This window comes from Nonomuraea sp. NPDC049750 (assembly GCF_040659625.1).
GTDB lineage: Bacteria > Actinomycetota > Actinomycetes > Streptosporangiales > Streptosporangiaceae > Nonomuraea.
Genome location: NZ_JBFANB010000004.1, coordinates 554,587 through 580,369 on the forward strand (window position 1 = coordinate 554,587; position 25,783 = coordinate 580,369).

Below are 25,783 nucleotides of genomic sequence, written 5' to 3' on the forward strand. Positions count from 1 at the left end.
GCATGAAGGTGATATTGGACCTGTTGGGCTGGTTGCTGGTGGCGCAGGGCGTCGGCGGCGTGGTCAACACCCTGCTGGGCTGGTGGCGGTGGGCCCACGACCTGCTGCTGGTCAACATCCTGCCGTTCCTCCACGGCCGCGAGATCTTCGCCGCCATCGTGATCGGCGTGCTCGGGCTGGTGCTGCTCTCGGCCTCGGCGTCGATGCGCAAGACGGAGAACCGGACGTGAGCACCGCCGCGCGACCAGGCGAGCCGGACGTGAGCACGACGACGCTGCGTCCGCCGCGCAACCAGGCCGACAGGCGGGCGATCTCCTGGTGGACGGTCCAGGCGATGATCCTGGCCGTGCCGGTGGCCGCCGCCGCGGTCGCGGCCTACTGGCTGTTCACCGACCGGTCCGGCTGGCTGGGGATCGTGACGGCCGTCTTCGCGGCGGGCTGCCTGCTGCTGGCGGTGGCCGCGCCACGCGCGTACTACCGGGTGGAGCGCTGGGAGGTCACCGGCGAGGCCGTCTACACGCGCAAGGGCTGGCTGACCCACACCTGGCGGGTCGCGCCGATGTCGCGCATCCAGACCGTCGACACCGCGCGGGGGCCGGTGCAGCGATTGTTCGGGCTGGCGGACGTCACGGTGACCACGGGCTCGGCGGCGGGCGCGATCAAGATCGAGGCGCTGGACCACGAGCTGGCGGCCGAGCTGGCACGGCGGCTCACGGCGATCACCCAGGCGACGCCGGGAGACGCGACGTGAGCTGGCGGAAACTGTCCTCACGGAGCCTGGGCGCGTCGGCGGTGCTGTCGCTGGCGATCGTGGTGCCCGCGGTGACCGTCCTGGTGCGCGCGCTGATCGGGCTCGACTGGTCACTGGGCGCCACGGTCGCGGCGGGCGCGGGCGCGGCGGCGCTGATCGTGGCCGGGGTCCTGGTGTACGACGGGGCGCGGCTCCGCTCGACCCGGTGGCGGCTCACCACGGAGCGCCTGGAACTGCGCTCGGGCATCGCCGTACGGCAGCACCGCTCCATCCCGCGCGACCGCGTGCGCAGTGTCGACCTCACGGCGGATCCGGTACGGCGGGTGTTCGGGCTGACCGTCGTCAAGGTCGGCACCGGAGAGCACCCGGGCGAGGGGACCGAGCTCACCCTTGACCCGCTGTCCAGGTGGGAGGCCGAGGAGCTGCGCCGTACCCTGCTGCGGACCGGCGAGGTCCCGCTCGGGGACGACCGCGCGGTGGCGGAGCTGCGGTGGGCCTGGATCAGGTACGCGCCGCTGTCGGTGTGGTCGTTCGCGGGCGGCGCGCTGGTGCTGGGAGCCCTGTACAAGCTGCTCGACGCGTTCGGCGTGAACCTGTTCACCACCGGGACGGCGACGGGCGCCTGGGACTGGGTCACGGGGCAGCCGTGGCTGGCGGTGCCGCTGCTCGTGGCGGCCAACGTGGTGGTCGGGGTGGCGGGCGCGCTGCTGCTGTTCGCCGAGTCGTGGGGGCGCTACCGGCTGGAGCGCGAGCCGGGGCGGCTGCGGCTGCGGCGCGGGCTGTTGACCAGCCGGTCGCTGACGCTGGAGGAGCGGCGACTGCGCGGCGTGGAGATCAGCGAACCGCTGCTGCTGCGGCTGGGCGGCGGAGCGCGGGTCAAGGCCGTCGCCACCGGGCTGCGCAAGGCGGCCGAGAACGAGACGGAAGACGTGGCCGCGCTCACCCCGCCACTCCCCCGCGCACTGGCCGAACAGATCGCCGAACGCGTCGCGGGCCCGTGGCGGGCCGGGCTGGTGGCGCATCCTGCGGCGGCCAGACGCAGGCGCCTCGTCCGCGCGGTCGTCACCGTCGTGGTGCTGGCCGCGTTGGCCGCTGTACCGTCACTTCTCTGGGCGTGGCAGGGCGGCTGGATCTGGCCCGTGGCCGTGCTGGTCATCGGGCTCCCGACCGGCCTGTGGCTGGCCGCCGACGCCTACCGGGGGCTCGGCCACGCGCTCGGCCCGCACCACCTGATCACCAGGAAGGGCTCGGCCGCACGGCGTACGGTCGCGCTCGACCGGAGCGGCATCGTCGGCTGGACGGTCGAGCAGTCGTTCTTCCAGCGCCGCGCCGGTCTGCTCACGCTCTCGGCGACGACGGCTGCGGGAGACGGGCACTACGACGTCGTCGACGTCGGCACGGGCGAGGGGCTCGACCTGGCGGCACGCGCCGTACCCGGCCTGCTGGAGCCCTTCCTCGCCGGCAAAAGCAGCGAGCCGCGGATCTCCCCCGGCTTGCCCATGCCCCTGTATTGGACAAGCTAGATCACGCGGCTCATTTGCTTTGCGGGGCCCACGCTATTTGCCGCACTTGCAACGCACTTGCAGAGCTGTAACCGTCGCCGTCAAGCTCCGGCCGGGTGGACGATCCGCGACGGGACGCGGCGGGAGGATTCGCGGCGGCTCGAAGGGCGGGCTCACCTGCCGAGCCCGCGCCACGCGACCCGCCTGCGGGCGGCCGCGTGCCTCTGCGGGGAGCTGAGCGGCCCCCAGAGGTCCGGCGCGACGCCGGTCATGCCTGTGACCGTGAGCGAGCTCGCGATGCGCGACAGTGGCCGCTGGACGGCCTGAAGCACCCTGCCAGGCCGACGGCGGTCAGCTGCCGATCGGCTTCTTGGCCAGTTCGGCCAGGTACGCCTTGGCCAGGGACAGCGCCCCGTCGCGCGCTTCCTTGTCGGGCATCAGCTTGACCTTGGGCGAGTTGACGGGCTCGTCCTTGGGCCGCTCGGCACCCGAGTAGTCCACCACGATCACCGTCGCCCCCTGCCGCAGCAGCACCGTGCCCGTGGAGGCGAACGTCTCGCCGTGCATGATCCGCACGTACTGGCTGAAGGCCGCCTCTCCCAGGCCCTTGACCTCGGACAGCCCGCTCCACGAGATGCCGCCGATGGTGGAGCCCGCGTTGGTGCCGCGGCTGCCGCGCTGCCCCGTGTAGTAGGCGCGCGCGGCCGGCGCGTCCTCGACGCCGGCGCGGTTGGTGAAGCGGTGCGTGGTGATCAGCGCGCTGCGGATCCGCTTGACGTCGGCGCCCACGGGGATGTCCAGGTTCAGCCACCGGCACTCGGTCTGCGCGTCGTTGCCCACCTCGGTGCCACGGGCGCGCGGCGTGGGAGTGGGGACCAGCCGGCTGACCGGGTCTTTCATGGCCTGGCAGGCGGCCGGGAAGATGGCGAGGTTGGTGGGCGAGGGCGTCCCCTCGGGCTTGGGCGTGCTGGTGACGGCGGCCTTGTCCGGCTGGGCCAGCACGTTGGGGTGCTGCGCCTTCCAGGCCGCCACGCCCTTGGCGATGTGCCCGAGTACGGTGCTGGCCTCGCGGATCCCGTTGGCCTCGGTGACCGACTGGGTGGTCGCGTTGCTGAGGATCTGCGCGTCCTTGCGCTGCTGGTCGGCTTGGTACTTGACCCTGATCGTCATGTCGTCGACGCGGGCGTGGGCCTCGCCGAAGGAGTACCACAGCAGCTTGCCGGAACGGCGCCAGGTGTATTGGGCGAACGCGGCGTCACCGATGCCGGGCACGTCCTTGACCGGGGAGACGTACTCCTTCTCCCCCTTCTTCGGCGTGGGCTTGGCCGTCTCGGCGTACTTGCCGCCGCCGTAGTCGATGTCGTAGGAGTTCTGGGCCATGGTCCGGCCGGTCTTGGCTCCGTCGCCGCGGTGCTGCTCGACACGGACGTCGATCTCCCGGCTGCGCCAGTATTCGCCGAACGAGATGCGGCGGTTGACCCAGTTGCAGGTGAAGCTGAGCGTGTAGTCGGAGTCGTTGGAGCCCTTGGCCACCGTCGCCTGGGGCACGAGGCGTTCGGTCTCGCTCTCGGGCAGCATCGAGCACACGTCGAACGCCGGCGCCGCCGCCGAGACGGGCGACTTGACCGGCTTGGCGCCGGTCGAGGGTGTAGAGCGGGCGACCTTTCCGTACACGATGTACGCGCCCGCGCCGCCCCCGATCAGCACGACCACGGCGACGGCCACCACGGGCAGGATCCACGACCGCCTGCGCGGCGGAGGCGGGGGCGGGGGCGGCCCCCAGGGCGATCCGGGCGGTCCGGGTGGTCCGGGTGGCATGGTCGGCTGCTCGAACTGCCTGCCCTGGATCGGATAGGGGTTGGTCGGCGGCTCGAACGCGCTACCGGGATTCACGAGGGACTCCTGAGGTTGCCCTGACTTGCGGGGAAACATGCTAGTCACACCACTTGCAAGATGCTTGCGAAGGGCTTCAGTTGCGCAGCGCCGCGGAGACCACGCGGGCGGACTCGATCGCCGTCTTCCTGTCGGCCGGAGAGCTCGGCGGAACGTCCTCGCGGCGCAGGATGACCTCGCCCACGAGGTTACTCGTACGGAAGAGCAGCGTGCTGTCCGATCGGCCGGACTTGGTGCTGTTCATGTAGAGCTCGTAGGCGTCCTGGACGAACGCCGCCTCGCCCACGCCCGGCACATCGGCCAGGGGGCCGACGGTCTTGCGGAAGACCGTGCCCTTCGCCGCCGCGCGGCTACCGCGCTCGCTGTCGAACCGCAGCCGGGCCACGGCGGGGCCGCTGTAGTCGCCGTCGGGCTGCTCGGCCCTGGTCCGCACGGTGATCGAGCGGACGACCCGGGAGCCGTCGCGCACCTGCCACACGCACTCGCCCGCCCTGGTGCGCTGCCGCTGCACCGGCATCTTCCCGGGGCCGTTCAGCAACTGCCCGGCCTGTGCGTCACCGATCAGCCCGCACGGGTCGGGCGCCGCCGCGTAGCTGCCCGTCTCCTTCGGCCCGTTCAGTACGCTCACGCCGTACCAGCCGCCCACCCCCACCACGGCGACGGCGGCCAGCACGGCGGGCACGAGCCACCATCGGCGCCGACGAGCACCGGAAGCGGACACGAAGCGAGCGCCGGAAGCGGGCACGCCGCTCAACCGCTCGCCGATCTGCTCGGCCGAGGGCCGGGTCGCGGGGTCCTTGGCCAGCATGGCCATCAGCAGCCCGCCGAGCTCACGCCCCGCCCTGGCCGGGAACGGCGGGTCGTGCAGCAGCACCGCGGCGGCCACCGCGGCCGGCAGGGCGCGCTCGAACGGCGGCCGGCCCTCAACCGCGGTGTAGAGGCTCGCGCCGAGCGACCACAGGTCGGAGGCGGGGCCGGCGGCATGCTCGTTCAGCCGCTCGGGGGCCATGTAGCCGGGCGAGCCCGCGGTGCCCCGCCGATCGCCCCGGCCGCCCATCGGGGTCGCGATGCCGAAGTCGGTGAGCATGGCCGAGCCGTCGGCGTCGAGCATGATGTTGCCCGGCTTGACGTCCTGATGCAGGATGCCGTGCGCGTGCGCCACCCGCAGCGCCGACAGCACCTGTGCCCCGATGCGGGCCACGGCCTGCGGCGGCAGCGGGCCGCGCGCCACGATGACCTTGTCCAGCGAGCGCCCGGCGACCAGGTCCATGACGATCCACGGCTGGTCACCGTCGAGCACCACGTCGTGGACGAGCACGATGGCGGGATCGCGCAGCCGCCCCGCGGACCTGGCCTCATGGATCGCCCGATCGGCGAACTCGGCCCGCTGGCGCGGCGTCAGCCCGGCCGGCACCCGCACCTGCTTGACCGCGACCTGCCGGTCGAGCGTCTGGTCGAGCGCCCGCCACACGGTGCCCGCGCCGCCTTCGCCGAGCCGCTCCACCAGGCGGTAACGGCCGGCCAGGAGGTAGAAGTCAGCCTGCACTGCGCAACGCCCGCTCGCTGGCCCGCGCGGCCTTCAGCGCCGACTGCCTGATGTCCTCGTCGGTGGGCTTGGTGGCGAGCGTGGTGTACTCGACGCTCACCACCAGGTTGGCCAGCCGGTAGTAGACGTGGGCGGAGTGCACCCGCCCCGACGGCCCGGTGAGCTCGAAGGCGAAGCCCTCCTCCCCGAGGCCGGTGAGGGCGTGGACCGGAGTGCGCTTGGCCTTGAGTGAGTTCTTCACCCCGATCTCCGGCCAGGTCCAGTCGACCTGGTCGTACTTGGCCCAGTAGCGCTGCTGGTTGCCCAGCAGCGTGTGTGCCGTCACCGGAGTCATCGACCAGGGGTCGGCGGTGTCGGAGTCCTTCTGGAGCTGCAGCCCCACGCCGCTGCCCTGGACCGGCCAGCCGCACTTGGGGCCGACCTCGTCGGAGCCGGGCTGTGGCTTGGGCGGCTGCCGGGTGTTCAGCAGTTCGCCGATCTCGGCCTGGGCGAGGAGCGAGCACACGTTCATGGGGACGCTGAAGGCTTCCGGCACCTTGTCCTGATTTTTCGCCACAAAGTAGGTGACGCCGACGGCGATCAGCAGCACCGCCACGGCGGCGGCGATCCAGACGATCGCCTTACCGCGGCGCTTCACCCGGCCGGGCGCGGTGAGATCGTGCTGCGTCGCGAGCCGGACCGTCCGCCCGGCCGCGACCTCCCCGAGCGCGTGAACGGCGGCCCGCGCGTCAAGGCGGGCGGCGGGATGGCGTGCCATCATGGCGGCGAGGACCGGCCCGATCGGGCCGGGCACGACCGGCGGCGGCAGCGTCAGCGTCGCCCTGATCCGCTCGGCCGGCGAGCCGCCGTAGGCCGGCCCGCCCGCGGCGGCCGTGAAAAGCGTGGCGCCGAGCGACCAGATGTCGCTGGCCGAGCCGCCCGGCTCACCCTCCAGCCGCTCGGGCGCGATGAAGCCGGGCGAGCCGATCATCAGCCCCTGCTCCGTCAGCGTCGCCTGCCCCTCCTGCCGGGCGATGCCGAAGTCGGTGAGCACAACCCGGCCGCCGTCGGTGAGGAAGACATTGCCCGGTTTGACGTCGCGATGCTGCAACCCCTGCGCGTGCGCGGTGGACAGCGCGTCCAGGACGCGTGCCCCGATGTCGGCTACCTGCTCCTGCGGCATCGCCCCGCGCTCCCGGACCGCTTCCGCGAGAGTACGGCCCCGCAGCAGCTCCATGACCAGCCACGGCCGCTCGTGCTCGACGATGACGTCGTGCAGCGCCACGATGCCCGGATGCCGCAGCCGCGCGGTCGCCTGGGCCTCGCGTACGGCCCGGGTCACGAGGTCGCCGCGCTCCTTGGCGGACAGGCCCTCGGGCAGCGTGACCTCCTTGACCGCCACCTCGCGGTCAAGCATCTCGTCCCTGGCCAGCCACACCCTGCCCATGCCGCCGCTACCGAGCGGCCGCAGCAGTGAGTAGCGGCTGGCGAGTCTTCCCCCGGACATAAACGGAAGGGTAACTAAGGATCAAGCCAGACAGTTATTCGTTCGAAACTGATAACTGTCGGTCTACCTCTCTATGGTCTTGGTTCGTGGATCCGGTTCAAGGCACTCTCGACGAGCTCGGCACTCCGCTGAGCGACGTCACGTTCGTCGTGTTCGACCTCGAGACGACCGGGGGTTCCCCGGCCGATCACATGATCACCGAGATCGGCGCGGTCAAGGTGCGGGCGGGCGAGGTGCTCGGGGAGTTCTCCACGCTGGTCGATCCCGGCGGGCCGATCCCGCCGTTCATCTCCGTGCTGACCGGCATCACCGACGCCATGGTGGTGGCCGCACCGCGCATCGAGTCGGTGCTGCCGGCCTTCCTCGAGTTCATCCGCGGCACGACCCTGGTCGCCCACAACGCGAGCTTCGACACCCGTTTCGTCAAGGCGGCCTGCGCGGCCCACGGCTATCCCCCACCGGCCAATCCGGTCGTCGACACCGTCGACCTGGCCCGCCGGGTGCTGACTCGTGACGAGACGCCCAACGCCAAGCTCGCCACGCTGGCCAGGTTCTTCCGCAGCCCGACCGACCCCTGCCACCGCGCTCTGGAGGACGCCAAGGCCACCGTCCACGTGCTTCACGGGCTGATCGAGCGGGCCGGCTCCTTCCAGGTCCACACGCTCGAAGAGCTCAAGTCCTTCGTCCGCGCCCCCACTCCCGAACAGCAGCGCAAGCGCCACCTGGCCGAGTCGGTGCCCCACTCCCCCGGCGTCTACCTCTTCGAGGACGAACGCGGCGAGGTCCTCTACATCGGCAAGAGCACCAACCTGCGCAACCGCGTCCGCTCCTACTTCACCGCCAGCGAGACCCGCCCGCGCATCCGCGAGATGATCGGCATCGCCGAACGGGTCCGCCACATCGTCTGCACCACCGCCCTCGAAGCCGAAGTACGCGAGCTGCGCCTGATCGGCGGCGCCAAACCCCGCTACAACCGCAGGTCGCGCTTCCCGGAGAAGGTCGTCTGGCTCAAGCTGACCGACGAGCCGTTCCCCCGGCTGTCGATCGTGCGCGAGCTCAAGGACGACGGCGCCGCCTACCTCGGCCCCTTCTCCAGCAGCCGCTCGGCCGACGACGCCCGCATCGCCCTGCACGAGGCGGTGCCGCTGCGCCAGTGCACCCAGCCGATCAGCCTGCGCACCCACCGAGCGGCCTGCGTCCTCTACGAGATGGGCCGCTGCGGGGCGCCGTGCGAGGGCAGGGAGAGCCAGACCGACTACGCGCTGCACGCCCAGGCCGCCCGCCGGGCCATGACCCTCGACGCCTCGTCCGTCTTCTCCGCGGTGTCGGCCCGCATGGAGCGCCTCTCGGTCGAGCAGCGCTACGAGGAGGCCTCCGTCGACCGTGACCGCCTCGCGGCCTTCGTCCGCGCTGCGGCCCGCATGCAGCGCCTCACGGCCATCACCCGCATCCCCCAGCTGGTCGCCGCCAGCCCGGCCTTCGACGGCGGCTGGGACATCCACGTCATCCGCTACGGCCGGCTCAGCGCGGCCGGCGTCATGCCACGCGGCGCCCACCCCGTCCCCTACGTCGAGTCCCTCGTGGCCATGGCCGAGAGCGTCATCCCCGGCCCCGGGCCCGTCCACGCGGCCAGCGCCGAGGAGACCGAGTGCATTCTGCGGTGGCTGGAGTCACCGGGGATCCGCCTGGTGGAAGTCGACGGCGAGTGGAGCCTGCCCGCCCACGGCGCCGCCCGCCACAAGGCCCGCATCGACCTCGCCTACCGCGGCCTCGATCAGGGCCGCTAGAGTTGGCCCATGGTCACGGCTATCGTCCACATCAACGCCGAGGTAGACCGGATCCCGGAGGTCGCTCAGACGATCGCCGAGATCGAGGGGGTCAGCGAGGTCTACTCCATCACCGGCGAATACGACCTGCTGGCGATGGTCCGGGTGGCCGCCTACGAGCAGATCGCCGAGGTGATCCCGGGGCGCCTCAACAAGGTGGCCGGCGTGCTCCACACCGAGACCCACATCGCCTTCCGCACCTACTCCAAGCACGATCTCGACGCGGCGTTCTCGATCGGCTTCGGCGAAAGCGACTAGCTCCACGTAGGGATTAGCCGCGTTACGACCGGCACGGGCTGAGCGCCGCCCATAGCGCGGGAAATCAGGCTTTTTTACGGCCGGCATGGTGAGCCCCCATGCGCGTGCGGGGCTGGGCCCTGTCCAGGGATACGGTCCTGAGGTGTGCGGGGTTGGGCGCCGTGACGAGACGGTGAGACCGTGGCTTCTGACGACCCCTCACCGCACCGGCCCTGACGGCAAACGAACGGGCCCGGACGGATGATCCGTCCGGGCCCGAACCGAAGAGAAACTACCGTGTCACGGAGTGGTCGTCGCCGGCTCCGATCGCCGCGTGCTCCTCCTCATGCTCATGCCCATGCCCATGCCCGTCGTCGAGAGGGATCTTCTCCCCTCCGTACGCCTTGGACATCAGGGCGCGCAGCTTGCCGATCGGGCCGCGCATCCCCTTCGGCGGGATCCCCGCGCTGTCGGGGGCGGCCGGCAGCATCAGCACCGGCTCCTTGCCCTGGACGTGCGCGGCGATGTCGTCGTCCGCCGGCGTGTGCAGCTCGATGTACTCGCCGTGCGGCAACCGCTTGATCACACCGGACTCGACGCCGTGCGAGACGACACCCGCGTCGTAGCGCTGCAGGCCGAGGCAGATGCGATAGGTGATCAGGTACGCCAGCGCGGGCAGTACGAAGATCAGCACCCGCCCCACGTACGTGGTCACGTTCAGGCTGATGTGGAAGTTGGCCGAGATCTCGTCGTTGGCGCCGAGCAGCCAGAGCACACCGTAGAACACGATGGCCGTCATGCCGATCGACGTGCGGTGCGGGTTGTTGCGCGGGCGGTCGGCGATGTGGTGCTCGCGATTGTCGCCCGTGACCCAGCGTTCCAGGAACGGATAGAGCGCCAGGCCCGTCATGATGATGCCCATGGGCACCAGCGCCGGGATGATGACACTGAGCGGCAGTGTCCCCGCATGGGACGCGCCGAACAGGTTGATCTCCCACGGCACCATGATGCGCAGCGCGCCTTCGAGGAAGCCCATGTAGAAGTCGGGCTGCGAACCGGCCGAAATGTCGGCGGGCGTGTAGGGCCCGAACAGCCAGATCGGGTTGATCTGGGCGAACGTCGCCAACCCCGCCACCACCGCGAACGTGAACAGGAAGTACGCGCCCGCCTTGGCCATGAAGGCCGGGTAGAAGGGCGCTCCCACCACGTTGTGGTTGTTACGGTTCTTGCCGGGCATCTGGGTGTGCTTCTGCGTCCACATGAGCACCATGTGGGCGGAGACGAGCGCCAGGATGATGCCCGGGATGAGCAGGATGTGCAGTGAGTAGAACCGGGAGATGACATCCTCACCCGGATATTCCCCGCCGAACAGGAAGAACGTGACGTACGTGCCGACCAGCGGCAGCGAGATCGCCACACCCTCGGTGATCCGCAGACCGGCGCCCGACAGCAGGTCGTCAGGCAGGGAGTAGCCGGTCAGGCCCTCGGCGAGCGCCAGCGTCAGCAGCCCGACGCCGATCAGCCAGTTGAGCTCGCGCGGCTTGCGGTAGGCGCCGGTGAAGAACACCCGCAGCGCGTGCACCATCATGCCGGCCACGAACATCAGGGCCGCCCAGTGGTGCATCTGCCGCATGAGCAGACCACCCCGGACGTCGAAGCTGAGCTCCAGCGACGACGCGTAGGCCTGGGACATCTCGACGCCCTTGAGCGGGGCGTACGACCCGTCGTAGGCGATCTCCGCCATGCTCGGCTTGAACCAGAACGTCAGGAACGTACCGGTCAGCAGCAGGATGACGAAGGAGTAGAGCGCGATCTCGCCCAGCAGGAACGACCAGTGGTCGGGGAAGACCTTGCGAAAGTTGCGCTTGAGGAAGTTGCCCGCGCCGAGGCGCTCGTCGAGGAAGTTCGACGGGCCGGCGATGGCCTTGGGTACGGTGGTCAGCTCGCTCATGCCTGGCCTCCCTTGGACCTGGCCTCGGCTTCGGCGTCGCCGCGCTCCCAGTAGCTGGGACCGGGCGGCACGTTGAAGTCCCCCTTGGCGACGAGGAAACCCTCACCGTCGACCGTGATCGGCAGCTGCGGCAGCGGCCGGGCGGCCGGGCCGAAGATGACCTTCGCTCCGTCGGCGGCGTCGAAGGTCGACTGGTGGCAGGGGCAGAGGATGTGGTGGGTGGTCTGCTCGTAGAGGGCCGCGGGGCAGCCCACGTGCGTGCAGATCTTGGAGTAGGCGACGATGCCGTCGTGCGTCCAGTTCTGGTTGGTCCCGGACTTGATCTCTTCGGGCCGGAACTTGATCAGGATCAGCGTCGCCTTGGCCAGGGCGTTCAGGTCGTGCTGGTAGCCATCGGGCACCACCGACAGGATGCCGCCCGGCGAGTTGAAGTCGGCCGCGCGGATCGGCTGGCCGGTGCCCTCGACGACGAGCCTGCGCGGCTTGCCGTCCTTGGTCTTCTCACCCCAGACCGTGTGCCGCAGCAGCTTGTTGAAGGAGGCGCCGGGCATCTTGGAGTTGTCGAGGTCGCGCAGCAGCACCACCGGGAGCAGGCCCAGCGGCGCGGCCGCGAGCAGCAGCGTGCGGCGCAGCAGCTTCCGCTTGACGAACCCGCTCTCGTTGGCGCCCTGTACGAAGGTCTCGGCGACGACATCCCGGGTCTCCTCGGCGGAGACCATGGGGTGGCGCTCCTGGACCAGGGAGTATTTCGGCATGATCATGCGGACCCAGATCACGATGCCGACGGCCAACCCCAGCAGCGCGATCGTCAGCGTGCTGCCGAGCGCCAGGTTGGACACGCCGGTGCTCTCCGGGCTGCCGACCTGGAAGTAGACGTACGAGATGATGAACGCGATGGCCGCGACGAACGTGACCGTGAAGCAGAGCGCCACGATCTTCTCGGCCTTGCGCGCCTTCTGCTCGTCCTGCAGCGTGACGCCCGGGATCTCTACCTCGACGTCCTCGCGTTCGGGGGCGCCGAGCATCGAGGTGCCCGGTGCGGGGGTGCCGATGACGCGCCGTGGGACGCGTTCGTCCGGCTGCTCGATCTCGTGCTCGTTGTCTGTCATGACTTCTGTCGCTTCTTCGCGGTGATCCAGATGGCGGCGAGGGCGAGGGCGCTGAGGCCCGCTATCCAAGCTACGAGACCTTCGGTGACCGGGCCAATACGCCCGAGGCCAAAACCTCCCGGGTCCTGCTGCTCGCGAACACTGGTGATGTAGGCGATCATGCTGCGCTTCTCTTCAGGCGTGATCGTCGAGTCGTTGAAGACCGGCATCGCCTGCGGCCCGGTGATCATGGCCTCGTAGATCTGCGTGGGAGACGCCTGGTTCAGGTTGGGGGCGTATTTACCCTGCGTCAGCGCGCCGCCCGCGCCGGCCCAGTTGTGGCACTGGATGCAGTTTGCGCGGAACAGCTCACCGCCCTTGCCCGCGTCGCCGAGCTTGGCGTCGACCTGCTCCTTGCCGGGCACCTGCGGACCGCCGCCGAGCGACTGCACGTAGGCGCCGAGCTTGCGGATCGAGTCCGGGTTGACCCAGCTGTGCTCCGGCTTGCGCGGCGCCTGGGCGCCGGAGTCGGCCGCGGGCATGCGGCCGGTGCTCACCTGGAAGTCGACGGCCGCGGCCCCGACGCCGATGAGCGTGGGAGCCTTCCCGCTGATGCCCTGCGCGTTGAGCCCGTGGCAGCTGGAGCAGTGCAGCTCGAACAGGGCCTTGCCCTCGGCCACGTCGTCGACCCTGCCTGACGCGAGGGCCGCGTCAGCAGGCTTACCCACCTGTACAAAGGCGGTGTATGCCATCCCGACCAGCGCCAACGCGAAAATCAGGACGGCGTATCTCGCGAGGGGATGCCGCCGCCAAGCGGTGATCCTAGTCACAGAGATCCCGTTCCTTAACGAATAATGTAGATGGTCGCGAAAAGACCGATCCAGACGACGTCGACGAAGTGCCAGTAGTAGGACACGACGATGGCGCTGGTGGCCTGCTCATGCGTGAAGCGCTTCGCGGCGTACGTCCGTCCCAGCATGAAGAGGAACGCGATCAGGCCACCCGTGACGTGCAGGCCGTGGAAGCCCGTCGTCAGGTAGAACACCGAGGTGAAGGCGTTCGCGGAAAGGGTCGCGCCCTCCTTCGCCAGCTCGCCGTACTCGTACAGCTGACCGGCGACGAAGACCGCGCCCATCAGGAAGCTCACGAGATACCAGAAGCGGAGCTTGCCGACCTGCCCCTTCTCCGCGGCCCATACGCCCAGCTGGCACGTCACACTCGACAGGACCAGGATGATCGTGTTGACCGTCGCGAACGGGATGTTCAGGTGAGCGCCTTCGGCTTCCACGCCCTTCTGCAGGAGCGCGGGGCCCCACTCGAGGCCGTTGCCCTCGCTCACCGACCGGATGGTGAAGTACATCGCGAACAGCGCCGCGAAGAACATGAGCTCAGAGGACAGCCAGACGATCGTACCGACGCTGACCAGATTGGGTCTGCGGTACGGCTGTGCTGTCGTCGTCGAAGTTATTGCGGATGCTGTCGCCACGGGCAGCATTATTGCGGCTTCTGTGGGCGGTCCCGCGCACGACCCCCCCGTAAGCAGGAACAAACATGCCCGTAACCTCAAAAAATGAGGACAAAACGCCCGCCAGAGACGGCGGCCTGGGATTGCGGGCCGGGGCACCGGTACGATCCCAGGTGACCATACAGCTACGACCGATAGTGAGCGCGACCGTGAGCACCGACGACACGATGAGGGTCCTCGTCTACAGCGACGACGCCGCCACCCGTGAAGAGGTTCGGCTGGCGATCGGCCGGCGACCCGCCGCCGATGTCCCCCTCGTGGAGATCGTGGAGTGCGCCACCGAGCCCAAGGTTCACCAGTGGCTGGGCTCCGGCGAGATCGACGTGGCCATCCTCGACGGCGAGACCCAGCCCGCCGGCGGCATGGGCGTCTCGCGCCAGGCCAAGGACGAGGTCTACGACTGCCCGCCCGTCTGCCTGATCATCGCCCGGCGCGACGACCGCTGGCTGGCCGACTGGTCCAAGGCCGACGCCGTGGTCCCGCAGCCGCTGGAGCCCATGGTCCTGGCCGACACCGTCGCCGACCTGATGCGCCGCCGCGCCTCGACCCGACTCAACGCAAAGTAGGTGCCTGCCGTGGATGCCCGGACGACCTGGCCCGCCCTGCTCTCGGCTCTCCTGTCGGGTGAGCATCTGACCGCCGATGAGACCTCCTGGGCGATGCGGGAGATCATGTCCGGCTCCGCGACGTCGGCCCAGATCGCCGGGTTCGCGGTCGCGCTGCGGGCCAAGGGCGAGACGGTGGCCGAGGTGGTGGGCCTGGCCCGCACCATGCTGGAGCTGGCCACCCCGCTCGACGTCGAGGGCCCGGTCGTCGACGTCGTCGGCACCGGCGGCGACCGCGCTCACACGGTCAACGTCTCGACAATGGCCGCCATCGTGGCCGCCGGCGCGGGCGCCCGCGTGGTCAAGCACGGCAACCGCGCCGCCTCCTCCTCGTGCGGCGCCGCCGACGTGCTGGAGCACCTGGGCATCCGCCTTGACCTGACGCCCGAGCAGACGGCCCTCGTCGCCCGCGAGGCGGGCATCGCCTTCTGCTTCGCCCCGGTCTACCACCCCGCGCTGCGCTTCGCCGGGCCGCCGCGCAAGGAGATCGGCGTCCCGACCGTCTTCAACTTCCTCGGCCCGCTCACCAACCCGGCCCGCCCCGCGGCCCAGGCCATCGGCGTCTTCGACAAGAACATGCTGCCGGTCCTCGCGGGCGTCTTCGCCGAGCGCGGCGTCTCCGCCCTGGTCTTCCGCGGCGACGACGGCCTCGACGAGCTCACGATCGCCACGACCTCCACGGTCTGGATCGTCAAGGAGGGCGTCGCCACCCAGACCGTCTTCGACCCCTCCGTCCTCGGCATCCCCCGGGCCGACGCGGGCGCCCTCAAGGGCGGCGACGTCGACTTCAACGCCCAGGCGGTCCACGACCTCCTGCGGGGCAAGACGGGCCCGGTGCGTGACGCCGTGCTGCTCAACGCGGCGGCGGCCCTGGTGGCGCTGGACGGCCCCGGCGACGACCTCGACGCGGCGATGATCGACGGCTACGCGCGCGCCGTCCAGGCCGTCGACTCCGGCCGCGCCGCCGCCACGCTGGACCGCTGGATAGAGACCAGCCGCTCCCTCCGCCCGGCCTGACCCCTTCCAGACCGGTACCGACCGCCGAACCCTCAAGAGGGCCGCAACGAGGGCTACAGGGACGTACAGAGGGTCTCAGCGGGAGAGCCCTCCACGAGTGGAGCTCTCAGCGAAAGAGCCTTCAGAGCGATAAAGCTCTCAGCGGTGGAGGAGCGTTCAGCGGTAAAGGAGCGTTCGGCGGTTATGGAGCGTTCAGCGGTAAAGGAGCGTTCAGCGGTTAAGGAGCATGGTGGGGGCGGCCTTCAGCGAGCTCCACTTGAGCCACTCCCGCCAGCTCTCCTGCCAGTGCCCCCACCCGTTGGTCGGCTCCAGCACCCGGGGCGAGCCCGTGATGATGATCGGGTCCCCGATCAGCGTGTTCTTGATGAACCAGGCCGCGTTCTCCGGGCTGACGTTCACGCACCCGTGGCTCACGTTCGCGTAGCCCTGCGAGCCGACCGACCACGGCGCGCTGTGGACGTACTCGCCGCTGTTGGAGATGCGCACGGTGTTGTAGACGGTCATCTGGTAGTAGCCCGCCGAGCCGGGCCCGATGCCGGGCGAGGTCATGACGGTCACCGGCTCCCTGGACATGGCCAGATGGATGCCGGAGGTCGTGTAGTACTTCCAGTCCCCGCCCTGGCCGGCGCTCATCGGCATGGTACGGATCGTCTTGCCGTCGCGGCGGACCGTCAGCACGTGGACGTCGGTGCTGCCCTTGGTGATCTGCGAACGGCCGATCTTGAAGTCGAAGGCGAAGTCGCGCTTGCCGTACACGCCTTCGGCCCCGCGCACCCCGGCCAGGTGGGCCTCCATGCGGACGTTGGTGTGGGCCGGCCAGTAGTGCAGCGGCCGGAAGTCCACGTGCCGGTCGTCGAACCAGTGCCAGGCGCCCTCGACCGGCTTCGAGCTGTGGATGACGAGATTGCGCTCGACCGCCACCCGGTCGGTGATCGGCTGGTCGAAGGTGATCATGACCGGCATGCCGACGCCGACCGTCAGGCCGGTGTCGTAGCGGTTCGGCGTCACCGTCTCGATGTCGAAGGTCTTGGTCGCCTTGACCGTCGAGAACGTGCTGGTGCTCTCGATCGGCTTGCCGTCGGCGCCGGCGGCGAGCGTGGTGATCGTGTACGTGGTGCCCGGCCTGGCGGTACGGGTGCTGCGCCAGGCGGTGCCGTCGGCGCTGAGCACGCCCGGCAGTTCGCCCGCCTTGCCGCCGCCCTGGATCCGGACGCTCTTGAGGGTGCCGGACTGCGCGGTGACCACCACGGTCTGGTCCGTCGGGACATTTCCGGCTTTGTTGAGTGGATTCACGACCACGGTGGCCGCCACAGGCGGCTTCGCGACTCCGTCACCGACCGCGGCGGTCTGACCGGCCGCGGCCCCGGCGGCCGGACCCCCGGTGGCGGCACCGGTCGCCCCGGCGCTTCCGGAAGGGTCGGTCTGGGTCCCAGAACACGATGTCAGCAGGGCCAGGGCCAGCAGCCCGGCGGATCCATGAGCCAAGCGCCCCACGTGCACTCCCCCGTCCGAGATCGATCCATTCCCCTCACTTGTTACCCTGAGTGATTGATTCGTCACATCCGCGCACCGGTAAAGAACAACAAAAAGCGGGCGTCCTCTCCCAGAAGAGGACACCCGCCGAAAGTCTCGCGGTCAGTGCGAGAAGTTACCCCGGTAGTACTGGAACACGAATCCGATCATGGCCATGATGATCAGGAACACGCCGATCAGGAACATCCAGAACCCGATCACGAACCCGGCGAACGCGAACGCCGCCGCCAGGCAGAGGAACAGCGGCCACCAGCTGCTCGGGCTGAAGAACCCGATCTCACCGGCGCCGTCGCTGATCTCGGCCTGCTTGTTGTCCTCGGGCTGGTCGCCGATGCGCCGCGCCGTGAACATCAGGTAGTAGCCGATCATGAACGCGAAGCCGACCGAGATGGCCATGGCCGTGGTGCCGACCGGCTCCCCGTGGCCGGTGTCCGCCTTGGTCCAGAACCAGTAAGCGACGTCCACGCCGGCGAAGAACAGGCCGCACAGCAGGAACAGCCAACCCTGTACCTTCATCAGGCCTCGACCTCCTGGGGCGTCTTGGCGGACACGTGCGGGTAGTGCAGGTCGAACGCGGGACGCTCGGACCGGATCCGCGGCAGCATGGTGAAGTTGTGCCGCGGCGGCGGGCAGGAGGTCGCCCATTCGAGCGAGTTGCCGTAGCCCCACGGGTCGTCGACCGTGACCTTCGGCGCGCTGCGCGCGGTCTTCCAGACGTTGTAGAAGAACGGCAGCACCGACAGGCCGAGCACGAAGGCGCCGACCGACGAGATGAGGTTCAGGTCGGTGAAGCCGTCGGCGGGGCTGTAGTCGGCGTAGCGGCGCGGGAAGCCGACGACGCCGAGCCAGTGCTGGATCAGGAACGTCGCGTGGAAGCCGATGAACAGCAGCCAGAACTGCAGCTTGCCGAGCTTGTCGTCGAGCATCTTGCCGGTGAACTTGGGCCACCAGAAGTAGAAGCCGGCGAACATCGCGAACACCACCGTGCCGAACACCACGTAGTGGAAGTGGGCCACGACGAAGTAGGTGTCACTGATCTGGAAGTCGAGCGGCGGCGAGGCCAGGATGACGCCGGTCAGGCCGCCCAGCAGGAAGGTGATCAGGAAGCCGATCGAGAACAGCATCGGCGACTCGAACGTGAGATGCCCACGCCACATCGTGCCGATCCAGTTGAAGAACTTCACGCCAGTCGGCACCGCGATGAGGAACGTCATGAACGAGAAGAACGGCAGCAACACCTGCCCGGTCGGGAACATGTGGTGCGCCCAGACCGTGATCGACAGACCGGCGATCGAGATCGTCGCGGCCACGAGGCTGATGTAACCGAAGATCGGCTTGCGGCTGAACACCGGGAAGATCTCACTCACGATGCCGAAGAACGGCAGCGCGATGATGTAGACCTCCGGATGGCCGAAGAACCAGAACAGGTGCTGCCACAGCAGCGCCCCTCCGTTCTCCGGGGTGAAGATGTGGGTGCCGAGCTTGCGGTCGGCCTCCAGGGCCAGCAGCGCGGCGGCCAGCACCGGGAAGGCCATCAGCACGAGCATGCTGGTCAGCAGGATGTTCCAGGTGAAGATCGGCATGCGGAACATCGTCATGCCCGGCGCGCGCATGCAGATGATCGTGGTGATGAAGTTGACCGAGCCGAGGATCGTACCCAGGCCCGACAGCGCCAGACCCATGATCCACAGGTCACCGCCCATGCCCGGCGAGCTGATCGCGGTCGACAGCGGCGTGTAGGCGAACCACCCGAAGGAGGCGGCGCCGTTGGGCGTGAAGAAGCCCGACACCGCGATGATGCTGCCGAACAGGTAGAGCCAGTAGCTCACCATGTTCAGCCGGGGGAAGGCCACGTCCGGCGCGCCGATCTGCAGCGGCATCAGCTCGTTGGCGAACCCGGCGAACAGCGGCGTCGCGAACATCAGCAGCATGATCGTGCCGTGCATGGTGAACAGCTGGTTGAACTGCTCATTGCTGGTGAACTGCAGCCCCGGCTGCGCCAGCTCGGCCCGCATGATCAGCGCCATGACGCCGCCGATCAGGAAGAAGGCGAACGACGTGATCAGATAGAGGTGACCGATGATCTTGTGGTCGGTGCTGGACAGCCACTTCACGACCACCGCGCCCTTGCTGGCACGCCTCGGGGTCGTCGAGATTGGCTCTTGGATGGCGGTCACTGAGCGCTCCCAGCCTGAGTCGCGATGTACTGGTCGTACTCAGCCTGCTTGACGAGCTTCACCGAGAAGAGCATGCGGCTGTGGTCGACGCCGCACAGCTCGGCGCAGCGACCCGCGTAGACGCCGGGCTTGTCCAGCGTCTTGATCTCGAAGAAGCGGCCCTTGTTGTCCTTGGGCAGCCCCGGGATGACGTCACGCTTGAACAGGAACGCCGGCACCCAGAAGGAGTGGATGACGTCGGGCGACTCCAGCTCGAACTCCACCGTCTTGCCCACGGGCAGCACGAGCTGCGGGCCCGACTTGTAGTCGCTCACGGGCTGGCCCACGACCGGCTTCAACGTCTTGCCGTTGAGCGTCGTGGTGAACCGCCAGCTCCACTGGAACGCCTCCACCTTGACCTTGACGTCAGGGTGGCCGGACAGGACCTGCAGATCCCGGCTGTCGCGCGCGGTGAAGAAGAAGAACACCGACACCATCACCAGCGGGATCAAGGTGTAGAGCATCTCGATCGGCAGGTTGTAACGGACCTGCGGCGGAAGCTCGGCCTTGGCCTTGCGCTTCACATGGAACACACACGCCCAGATGATCAGGACGATGACCACGGCGCCCGTGGCGAGTGCGGCGACCCAGGCCCCGTTCCAAAGATTCTGGACGATGTCGCCCTGGCTGGTGATGTGCGTAGGAAGCAGACCCTCACGCCAATTGGCCTCGGGAATGTCATTAGCACATGCCGTAGCGGAGGCCAGCAGCAACGCCAAAGCGGCGGCTCGCGGCACTCTGCGCCGGGCCAACGAACGCCGTGTCGAACGGCGAGTCGGACTCACGGATCGCCTACCCCACAGATGAAGCCCAGGAGTCCTCCTGGGCGCTCGTAATGTCTAAAAGCACAGCTGATTGCAGACACATTAGCGTGCAAGAGCCCCGCCCTCCCGCGCGCCCCCTCGAAGGCGTACGGCAAGTGGGACGATGGGTCTCGTGGCGTACTTTGACGCGGCCTCGACCGAGCCGCTCCACCCCCAGGCCCGCGAGGCGCTCCTGGCGGCGATCGATGTCGGCTGGGCCGACCCCGCGAGGTTGTACGGCCAGGCCCGCCGTGCGCACCTACTGCTGGAGCAGGCCCGTACGGAAGTGGCCGAGGCGCTCGGCGCGCGCCCGGACGAGGTGTCGTTCACCTCTTCGGGCACACAGGCCGTGCATCTCGGCGTGCTCGGCACCCTACACGGCAGGCGGAGGGCGGGGCGGCATCTGGTGACGAGCGCGGTCGAGCACTCCAGCGTGCTGCACGCCGCCAGCCTGCACGAACGCGGCGGCGGTACGGTGGAGATCGTGGGGGTGGATCTGCGCGGACGCGTCGACCCGGCCGCCTTCAAGGCCGCCGTCGCCAGGCCCGACACGGGCCTGGCCTGCCTGCAGACGGCCAACCACGAGGTCGGCACGCTCCAGCCGGTGGCGGAGGTGGCCGCGGCCTGCCGGGAGCACGGCGTCCCGCTGCTGGTCGACGCCGCGCAGACGGCCGGTCGGCTGCCGATTCCGGAGGGCTGGTCGGTGCTGACGGCCAGCGCCCACAAGTGGGGCGGTCCCGCCGGAGTGGGCGTGCTGGTGGTGCGCAAGGGCACGCGGTTCAGGTCGTTCCTGCCGGAGGACGAGCGCGAGCGGCGCCGGGTCCCTGGGTTCGAGAACGTACCGGGCATCGTCGCCGCCGCGGCCGCGCTGCGCGCGATGACCGCCGAGGCGGCGCGCGAACGTTCCCGGCTCTCCGCGCTCGTCGACAAGATCAGGCGGACCGTGCCGGAGATCGTGCCCGACGTGGAGGTGATCGGCGATCCGATCGAGCGGGCGCCGCACATCGTGACCTTCTCCTGCCTCTACGTCGACGGGGAGGTCCTGCTCACCGAGCTGGACAAGGCCGGATTCGCAGTATCGTCCGGGAGTTCGTGCACCGCTAGTACGCTTCGTCCATCGCACGTTCTGGAAGCCATGGGCGTGCTCACGCATGGGAATGTCCGGGTGTCACTGCCCAGGGGCGCTTCCGCGGCCGAGGTCGACAGGTTCCTCGCCGTGCTGCCCGATGTGGTGCACCGAATCCGGCAGGACGCAGGAGTCGCATGACCGAGGTTATTCAGCCGGCGTTGACGATCGACGCGCTCGGGAAGAAGTGCCCGATCCCGATCATCATGCTCGCCGAGCAGATCAACTACGTCCCGCTCAACGCCGTGATAGCCGTCCTGGCCGACGATCCGGCCGCGTTCACGGACGTCCCCGCGTGGTGCCGCCTGAAGTCCCACCGCCACGTGGGCTCCTACGAACTGCCGCAGGGCGGCTGGTCCATCCACGTACGCCGCAATTACTGATATTTCGTACGTACGGCGCAGAACATCCCAAAGTGGGTAGGAAGTCCCTCGGGTCAGACCATCGACTTCCGGGGGGAAGACATGACGGATGGACATTCACATCGGACCGCGCGCGACCTGATGAGCCAGGGCGCGGAGTGCATCCCCGCCCACGAGACGCTCGACCGGGCCGCGCAGATGATGCGTGACAGCCACGTCGGGGCACTGCCGGTCTGCGTGGACGATCGCGTGACCGGGATCATCACCGACCGCGACATCGTTATCAAGTGCGTGGCCGAGGGCCGTGCCCCGTCGGCCATGCGGGCGGGCGACCTGGTGGTCGGGCTGGTCTCGGTGCCGGTCGACGCCACGGTCGAAGAGGCCCTCCAGCTCATGGAGGAGAATCAGATCAAGCGACTGCCGGTGATGGCGGACACGCGGATCGTCGGCATGATCACCGAGGCCGACCTGGCCAGGCACCTGCCCGACGACCAGTTGGTCGAGTTCGTGCACCGGGTGTACATGGGCGCCTGACCGCCTGCCGCGTCGCGGGGCGCACAGGCCCCGCCGTGGTCGCGTACATATGTGGCGCGTCTTCGCGGGAAAACACACCACCCCGCCGCATTGACCGTGCGGCGGGGCGCTCCACGAGCGGTGGGTCAGGCGTGGTGGCAGCGGACGAGGTCCGCGATCTCCTCGGCGGCCCCGGCTCCGTAGGCGGCGCCGAAGCGCTCCAGGAAGGCCTTCTGCCCGAGCTCGTACTCCTGGCCGCCGACCCGCTCCAGCACGTGCGTGGCGGTCAGGTTGCCGAGCTGGCCGCAGCGCTCCAGCGGCAGGCCCCAGGCCAGACCCGACAGGAAGCCCGCGCGGAAGGCGTCGCCGACGCCGGTCGGATCGGCCTTGCCCTGCTCCGGCGCGGGAGCGACCTGGATGGACGGCTCACCCGCGCGGTCGATGACGGCGCCCTTGGGGCCGAGCGTGGTGACGCGGACGCCCACCCGGTCAAGGATCTCGGCGTCGGACCAGCCGGTCTTCTGCTCGATGAGCCCCTTCTCGTAGTCGTTGGAGAACAGGTAGGCGGCGCCGTCGACGAGGTCACGGATCTGCTGGTCGCCCATGCGCGCGAGCTGCTGCGAGGGGTCGGCGGCGAACGGGATGCCACGCTGGCGGCACTCGTCGGTGTGGCGCAGCATGGCGTCGGGGTCGTTGGGGCTGATGAGCACCAGGTCGAGCCCGCCCACGCGGTCGGAGACGGGCCGCAGCTCGATGAGCCGCGCCTCGGCCATCGCCCCGGTGTAGAACGAGGCGATCTGGTTGTGATGCTCGTCCGTGGTGCACAGGAAGCGGGCCGTGTGATGGTTCTCGGAGACGTGCACGGAATCGCAGTCCACGCCGTGGCGCTCCAGCCAGGAGCGGTAGTCGGCGAAGTCCGAGCCGACCGCGCCCACGAGAATCGGGGTGAGCCCCAGGCAGCCCATGCCGAAGGCGATGTTCGCCGCGCACCCGCCGCGACGTATCTGCAGGTCGTCCACCAAGAAGGAGAGCGACACCCGATCTAGCTGCTCGGCGATGAGCTGCTCACCGAAGCTTCCTGGGAAGGTCATCAGGTGGTCGGTCGCGATGGAGCCGGTGACGGCGATGCGCACGGGATTCTTCTTCCTCGTTGTCGGCAAGCCAATGAACCAAACGAGGATACGCGAGTAAGGATACGCGAAGGTCCCGCGTCGCACGGATGCGAGCGGGACCTTGAGCGCATCGACTAGTTGAACGAGTCGCCACAGGCACAGGAGCCGGTGGCGTTGGGGTTGTCGATGGTGAAGCCCTGCTTCTCGATCGTGTCGACGAAGTCGATGGAGGCGCCCAGCAGGTAAGGGGCGCTCATCCTGTCGGTGACCACGCTCACGCCGCCGAAGTCGGTAACGACATCGCCGTCCATCGAGCGGTCGTCGAAGAAGAGCTGGTAGCGCAGACCGGAGCAGCCACCCGGCTGCACGGCCACGCGCAGCTGCAGGCCCTCTTCGCCCTGCTGCTCAAGCAGGGCCTTGACCTTGGCGGCGGCCGCGTCAGTCAGGATCAGGCCCTGCGTCGTGGTCTCGCTGCTCTCAACCGTCATCTGCTGACTCCCTAACCCGGCTGTCTGTTTACGACGTCCTACTTAGACGCTACCAACACATCCCCTGTGCTACACATTCCCAGCCCTCCGGACCCCCGGAATAAACGCTACGGGCTATATGTCATGATGAGTATCGTCAGTTCGACGATAAGGGGGTATGGCCATGGCCACCCAGACTGGGCTGCCGCTCTTCGTACTCGGCCGGGACGCCGATCCGCACAGCGAGAAGGGGGTCGACTGTCCTGGTGAGCTGCCACCGGCCTCCGATCCGGACCTGGTGGAGCGTGCGCGTAAGGCCAAGGAGGCGCTCGGTGACCGGCTGTTCGTGCTGGGCCACCACTATCAGCGTGACGAGGTCATCCAGTTCGCCGACGTCACCGGCGACTCCTTCAAACTCGCGCAGCAGGCCGCGGCCAGGCCGGAGGCGGAGTTCATCGTCTTCTGCGGCGTGCACTTCATGGCCGAGTCCGCCGACATCCTGACCGGCCAGGAGCAGAAGGTCATCCTGCCCGACCTGGCGGCGGGCTGCTCGATGGCGGACATGGCCACCTTCGACCAGGTCGAGGAGTGCTGGGAGTCGCTGGAGGACGCCGGTCTCGCCGATCAGGTGATTCCCGTCACGTACATGAACTCCAGCGCCGACATCAAGGCCTTCTGCGGCCGCAACGGCGGCGCGGTCTGCACCTCCTCCAACGCCAAGCGGGCCCTCGACTGGGCCTTCGAGCAGGGGCAGAAGGTGCTTTTCCTGCCGGACCAGCATCTGGGGCGCAACACCGCGGTGCTGGAGATGGGCATGTCGCTGGACGACTGCGTCGTCTGGAACCCCCACCGCCCGAACGGCGGCCTCACCCGCGAGCAGCTCGACCGCGCCAAGATGATCCTGTGGAAGGGCCACTGCTCGGTGCACGGCCGTTTCACGGCCGAGTCGGTCGATGACGTACGGCGGCGCATCCCGGGCGTCAACGTGCTCGTGCACCCGGAGTGCAAGCACGAGGTGGTGCTCAAGGCCGACCACGTCGGCTCGACCGAGCACATCATCAAGACGCTGGAGGCGGCTCCGGCGGGTTCGAGCTGGGCGATCGGCACCGAGCTGAACCTGGTCAAGCGGCTCGCCACGCAGTTCCCCGACAAGAACGTCTCGTTCCTGGACAAGACGGTCTGCTACTGCTCGACGATGAACCGGATCGACCTGCCGCACCTGGTGTGGGCGCTGGAGTCACTGGCGCTCGGGGAGGTCGTCAACCAGATCACGGTCGACCCCGACACCACCCACTGGGCCAAGGTCGCCCTGGACCGCATGCTGGCCCTCCCCTAACGCCGGGGCTCCCCTGCCACGACGGACCGCCCTTATCCGCTCCCCCGCAGGGGGTATCCCGCCCAAGAGCCCCAGCCACAACGGACCGTTCCTCAGGCACTCCCCCGCAGGGGTTCCCCCAGGGGCCCCTGCCGCAACGGACCACCCTCATCCACTCCCCCGCAGGGGGTAATCCCCCCGGAGGGACCCCAGCCACAACGGACCGTCACAGGGATCGAGACAGTCGCGTGACGAACCCCACTAGTCGCCGAAGGCGTACACGACCCGGACGCCGATCGACAAGGTCTGGCGTCCGGGGCTGATCGACGCCTTCTCCTCCGCCGCCAGCGCGGCGAACGCCATCGGCTGCGGCCCGCCCACCGACTCCTCGGTCACCGACACGACCCCGCCCAGCGAACGCCCGGCCAGTTCGGCGTACTGGGCGGCCTTGGCGGCGGCGTCGCGGAACGCCCGTGTCCTCGCCTCCGCCAGGGCCCCGCTGGGGTCGGACAGCTCGAACGAGACGCCGTTCAGCCGCGCCTCCTCCCCCACCGCCGCCACGGTGTCGATCACCCGGTCGGCCCGCGACAGGTCGCGGACCAGCGCCTCGACGCCTTGCGCGGCTCTGTAGGCGGCCACCTTGGGATAGACCTCGTACTCGGGGCCGAGGGACAACTCGCTGGTACGCAGGTCCTCCGGGGCGATGCCGGCCCCCGTCAGCGCCTCCGTGAGCCGGACGGCGGCGGCCCTGACGGCGGCGAAGGCTTCGGCGGCCGAGGTCCTGCGCACCTCCACGCCCGCGTTCAGGCGCATGACATCCGGCGCGGCCGAGACCGCACCTTCACCGGCGACGGCGATCTGCTCGTGCTCCGTTTCCACGCGCACCCCCTTGGGTCCGTAGGATCGGCG

At 69.1% G+C, this 25,783-nt stretch carries 25 protein-coding genes; 11 read left to right on the top strand and 14 right to left on the bottom strand.

Annotated features, from left to right (window positions below; translation table 11 throughout):
• Positions 1–2: 2 nt before the first annotated feature.
• From AB0J16_RS14410 to AB0J16_RS14420, 3 genes are read left to right on the top strand one after another with little or no spacing between them, the layout of a single operon-like run.
• Positions 3–230: a hypothetical protein gene (locus tag AB0J16_RS14410; protein WP_358538588.1), complete on the top strand. Its 228-nt coding sequence runs from the start codon at positions 3–5 to the stop codon at positions 228–230.
• A complete protein-coding gene (locus AB0J16_RS14415; protein ID WP_358538591.1) occupies positions 227–751 on the top strand; it encodes a PH domain-containing protein in 525 nt (174 codons plus the stop codon). Before AB0J16_RS14410 ends, AB0J16_RS14415 begins: the two co-directional genes overlap by 4 nt.
• Positions 748–2,274 carry a PH domain-containing protein gene (locus AB0J16_RS14420; protein ID WP_358538594.1) on the top strand — a complete coding sequence of 509 codons (1,527 nt, stop codon included), beginning with the start codon at positions 748–750 and terminating at the stop codon, positions 2,272–2,274. The genes AB0J16_RS14415 and AB0J16_RS14420 overlap by 4 nt, the downstream gene beginning before the upstream one ends.
• A gap of 330 nt (positions 2,275–2,604) precedes the next feature.
• Here AB0J16_RS14420 and AB0J16_RS14425 read toward each other — a convergent pair whose 3' ends face one another.
• The 3 genes from AB0J16_RS14425 to AB0J16_RS14435 form a co-directional block, all read right to left on the bottom strand.
• On the bottom strand, positions 2,605–4,146 hold the full coding sequence (locus AB0J16_RS14425; RefSeq protein ID WP_358538597.1) for a hypothetical protein: 1,542 nt from the start codon (positions 4,144–4,146) through the stop codon (positions 2,605–2,607).
• Between the two features lie 76 nt (positions 4,147–4,222).
• A complete protein-coding gene (locus AB0J16_RS14430) occupies positions 4,223–5,692 on the bottom strand; it encodes a serine/threonine-protein kinase (protein ID WP_358538599.1) in 1,470 nt (489 codons plus the stop codon).
• Positions 5,682–7,178 carry a serine/threonine-protein kinase gene (locus tag AB0J16_RS14435; protein WP_358538602.1) on the bottom strand — a complete coding sequence of 499 codons (1,497 nt, stop codon included), beginning with the start codon at positions 7,176–7,178 and terminating at the stop codon, positions 5,682–5,684. Before AB0J16_RS14435 ends, AB0J16_RS14430 begins: the two co-directional genes overlap by 11 nt.
• Before the next feature lie 86 nt (positions 7,179–7,264).
• Between AB0J16_RS14435 and AB0J16_RS14440 the strand changes: the two genes are divergently transcribed.
• Together AB0J16_RS14440 and AB0J16_RS14445 are read left to right on the top strand one after the other, a co-directional pair.
• Positions 7,265–8,965: a DEDD exonuclease domain-containing protein gene (locus AB0J16_RS14440; protein ID WP_358538604.1), complete on the top strand. Its 1,701-nt coding sequence runs from the start codon at positions 7,265–7,267 to the stop codon at positions 8,963–8,965.
• Positions 8,966–8,974: 9 nt separating this feature from the next.
• Entirely contained in the window at positions 8,975–9,262 is a 288-nt protein-coding gene (locus tag AB0J16_RS14445) for an Lrp/AsnC ligand binding domain-containing protein (RefSeq protein WP_225298448.1), read from the top strand.
• 271 nt (positions 9,263–9,533) lie between these two features.
• Here the strand turns inward: AB0J16_RS14445 and AB0J16_RS14450 are convergent, their stop codons facing one another.
• From AB0J16_RS14450 to AB0J16_RS14465, 4 genes are read right to left on the bottom strand one after another with little or no spacing between them, the layout of a single operon-like run.
• Positions 9,534–11,192 (bottom strand): ubiquinol-cytochrome c reductase cytochrome b subunit, encoded by a 1,659-nt coding sequence (locus AB0J16_RS14450; protein WP_358538607.1) that lies wholly within the window; start codon positions 11,190–11,192, stop codon positions 9,534–9,536.
• A complete protein-coding gene (locus AB0J16_RS14455) occupies positions 11,189–12,301 on the bottom strand; it encodes a Rieske 2Fe-2S domain-containing protein (protein WP_358538610.1) in 1,113 nt (370 codons plus the stop codon). Before AB0J16_RS14455 ends, AB0J16_RS14450 begins: the two co-directional genes overlap by 4 nt.
• Positions 12,298–13,110: a c-type cytochrome gene (locus AB0J16_RS14460; RefSeq protein WP_358538612.1), complete on the bottom strand. Its 813-nt coding sequence runs from the start codon at positions 13,108–13,110 to the stop codon at positions 12,298–12,300. The genes AB0J16_RS14455 and AB0J16_RS14460 overlap by 4 nt, the downstream gene beginning before the upstream one ends.
• Before the next feature lie 14 nt (positions 13,111–13,124).
• Positions 13,125–13,775, bottom strand: coding sequence for a heme-copper oxidase subunit III (locus AB0J16_RS14465; protein ID WP_225298440.1), 651 nt, complete (start codon positions 13,773–13,775; stop codon positions 13,125–13,127).
• 197 nt (positions 13,776–13,972) lie between these two features.
• Here AB0J16_RS14465 and AB0J16_RS14470 point away from each other — a divergent pair, with 197 nt between their 5' ends.
• Together AB0J16_RS14470 and trpD are read left to right on the top strand one after the other, a co-directional pair.
• Entirely contained in the window at positions 13,973–14,371 is a 399-nt protein-coding gene (locus AB0J16_RS14470; protein WP_357641975.1) for a hypothetical protein, read from the top strand.
• Between the two features lie 9 nt (positions 14,372–14,380).
• Complete coding sequence (gene trpD, locus AB0J16_RS14475) at positions 14,381–15,427, top strand: anthranilate phosphoribosyltransferase (RefSeq protein WP_358538615.1); 1,047 nt, start codon at positions 14,381–14,383, stop codon at positions 15,425–15,427.
• 210 nt (positions 15,428–15,637) lie between these two features.
• Here trpD and AB0J16_RS14480 read toward each other — a convergent pair whose 3' ends face one another.
• The 4 genes from AB0J16_RS14480 to AB0J16_RS14495 all read right to left on the bottom strand — a co-directional run bounded on the left by AB0J16_RS14480 (position 15,638) and on the right by AB0J16_RS14495 (position 19,928).
• Entirely contained in the window at positions 15,638–16,921 is a 1,284-nt protein-coding gene (locus tag AB0J16_RS14480) for an Ig-like domain-containing protein (protein WP_358538619.1), read from the bottom strand.
• Positions 16,922–17,062: 141 nt separating this feature from the next.
• Positions 17,063–17,476, bottom strand: coding sequence for a cytochrome c oxidase subunit 4 (locus tag AB0J16_RS14485; protein ID WP_225298434.1), 414 nt, complete (start codon positions 17,474–17,476; stop codon positions 17,063–17,065).
• Complete coding sequence (ctaD, locus tag AB0J16_RS14490) at positions 17,476–19,137, bottom strand: cytochrome c oxidase subunit I (RefSeq protein WP_357944954.1); 1,662 nt, start codon at positions 19,135–19,137, stop codon at positions 17,476–17,478. Before ctaD ends, AB0J16_RS14485 begins: the two co-directional genes overlap by 1 nt.
• Complete coding sequence (locus AB0J16_RS14495; RefSeq protein WP_358538623.1) at positions 19,134–19,928, bottom strand: cytochrome c oxidase subunit II; 795 nt, start codon at positions 19,926–19,928, stop codon at positions 19,134–19,136. Before AB0J16_RS14495 ends, ctaD begins: the two co-directional genes overlap by 4 nt.
• A 175-nt stretch (positions 19,929–20,103) precedes the next feature.
• Between AB0J16_RS14495 and AB0J16_RS14500 the strand changes: the two genes are divergently transcribed.
• The 3 genes from AB0J16_RS14500 to AB0J16_RS14510 all read left to right on the top strand — a co-directional run bounded on the left by AB0J16_RS14500 (position 20,104) and on the right by AB0J16_RS14510 (position 22,001).
• Positions 20,104–21,246: a cysteine desulfurase family protein gene (locus AB0J16_RS14500; RefSeq protein ID WP_358538625.1), complete on the top strand. Its 1,143-nt coding sequence runs from the start codon at positions 20,104–20,106 to the stop codon at positions 21,244–21,246.
• Positions 21,243–21,488: a sulfurtransferase TusA family protein gene (locus AB0J16_RS14505; protein ID WP_225298426.1), complete on the top strand. Its 246-nt coding sequence runs from the start codon at positions 21,243–21,245 to the stop codon at positions 21,486–21,488. Before AB0J16_RS14500 ends, AB0J16_RS14505 begins: the two co-directional genes overlap by 4 nt.
• A gap of 81 nt (positions 21,489–21,569) precedes the next feature.
• Positions 21,570–22,001, top strand: coding sequence for a CBS domain-containing protein (locus AB0J16_RS14510; protein ID WP_358538628.1), 432 nt, complete (start codon positions 21,570–21,572; stop codon positions 21,999–22,001).
• A gap of 125 nt (positions 22,002–22,126) precedes the next feature.
• Here the strand turns inward: AB0J16_RS14510 and AB0J16_RS14515 are convergent, their stop codons facing one another.
• Both AB0J16_RS14515 and erpA read right to left on the bottom strand, forming a co-directional pair.
• On the bottom strand, positions 22,127–23,113 hold the full coding sequence (locus tag AB0J16_RS14515; protein WP_358538631.1) for a carbohydrate kinase family protein: 987 nt from the start codon (positions 23,111–23,113) through the stop codon (positions 22,127–22,129).
• Positions 23,114–23,226: 113 nt separating this feature from the next.
• Positions 23,227–23,580 carry an iron-sulfur cluster insertion protein ErpA gene (gene erpA / locus AB0J16_RS14520; RefSeq protein ID WP_214637841.1) on the bottom strand — a complete coding sequence of 118 codons (354 nt, stop codon included), beginning with the start codon at positions 23,578–23,580 and terminating at the stop codon, positions 23,227–23,229.
• Between the two features lie 157 nt (positions 23,581–23,737).
• On the opposite strand from erpA, the gene nadA reads away from it, so the two are divergent.
• The gene (gene nadA / locus AB0J16_RS14525) at positions 23,738–24,895 is read left to right on the top strand and encodes a quinolinate synthase NadA (RefSeq protein ID WP_358538634.1); all 1,158 of its coding nucleotides are present in this window, start codon (positions 23,738–23,740) and stop codon (positions 24,893–24,895) included.
• A gap of 240 nt (positions 24,896–25,135) precedes the next feature.
• Here the strand turns inward: nadA and AB0J16_RS14530 are convergent, their stop codons facing one another.
• Positions 25,136–25,753, bottom strand: a complete 618-nt coding sequence (locus AB0J16_RS14530; protein ID WP_358538637.1) for an SIMPL domain-containing protein — start codon at positions 25,751–25,753, stop codon at positions 25,136–25,138.
• Between the last annotated feature and the right edge of the window lie 30 nt (positions 25,754–25,783).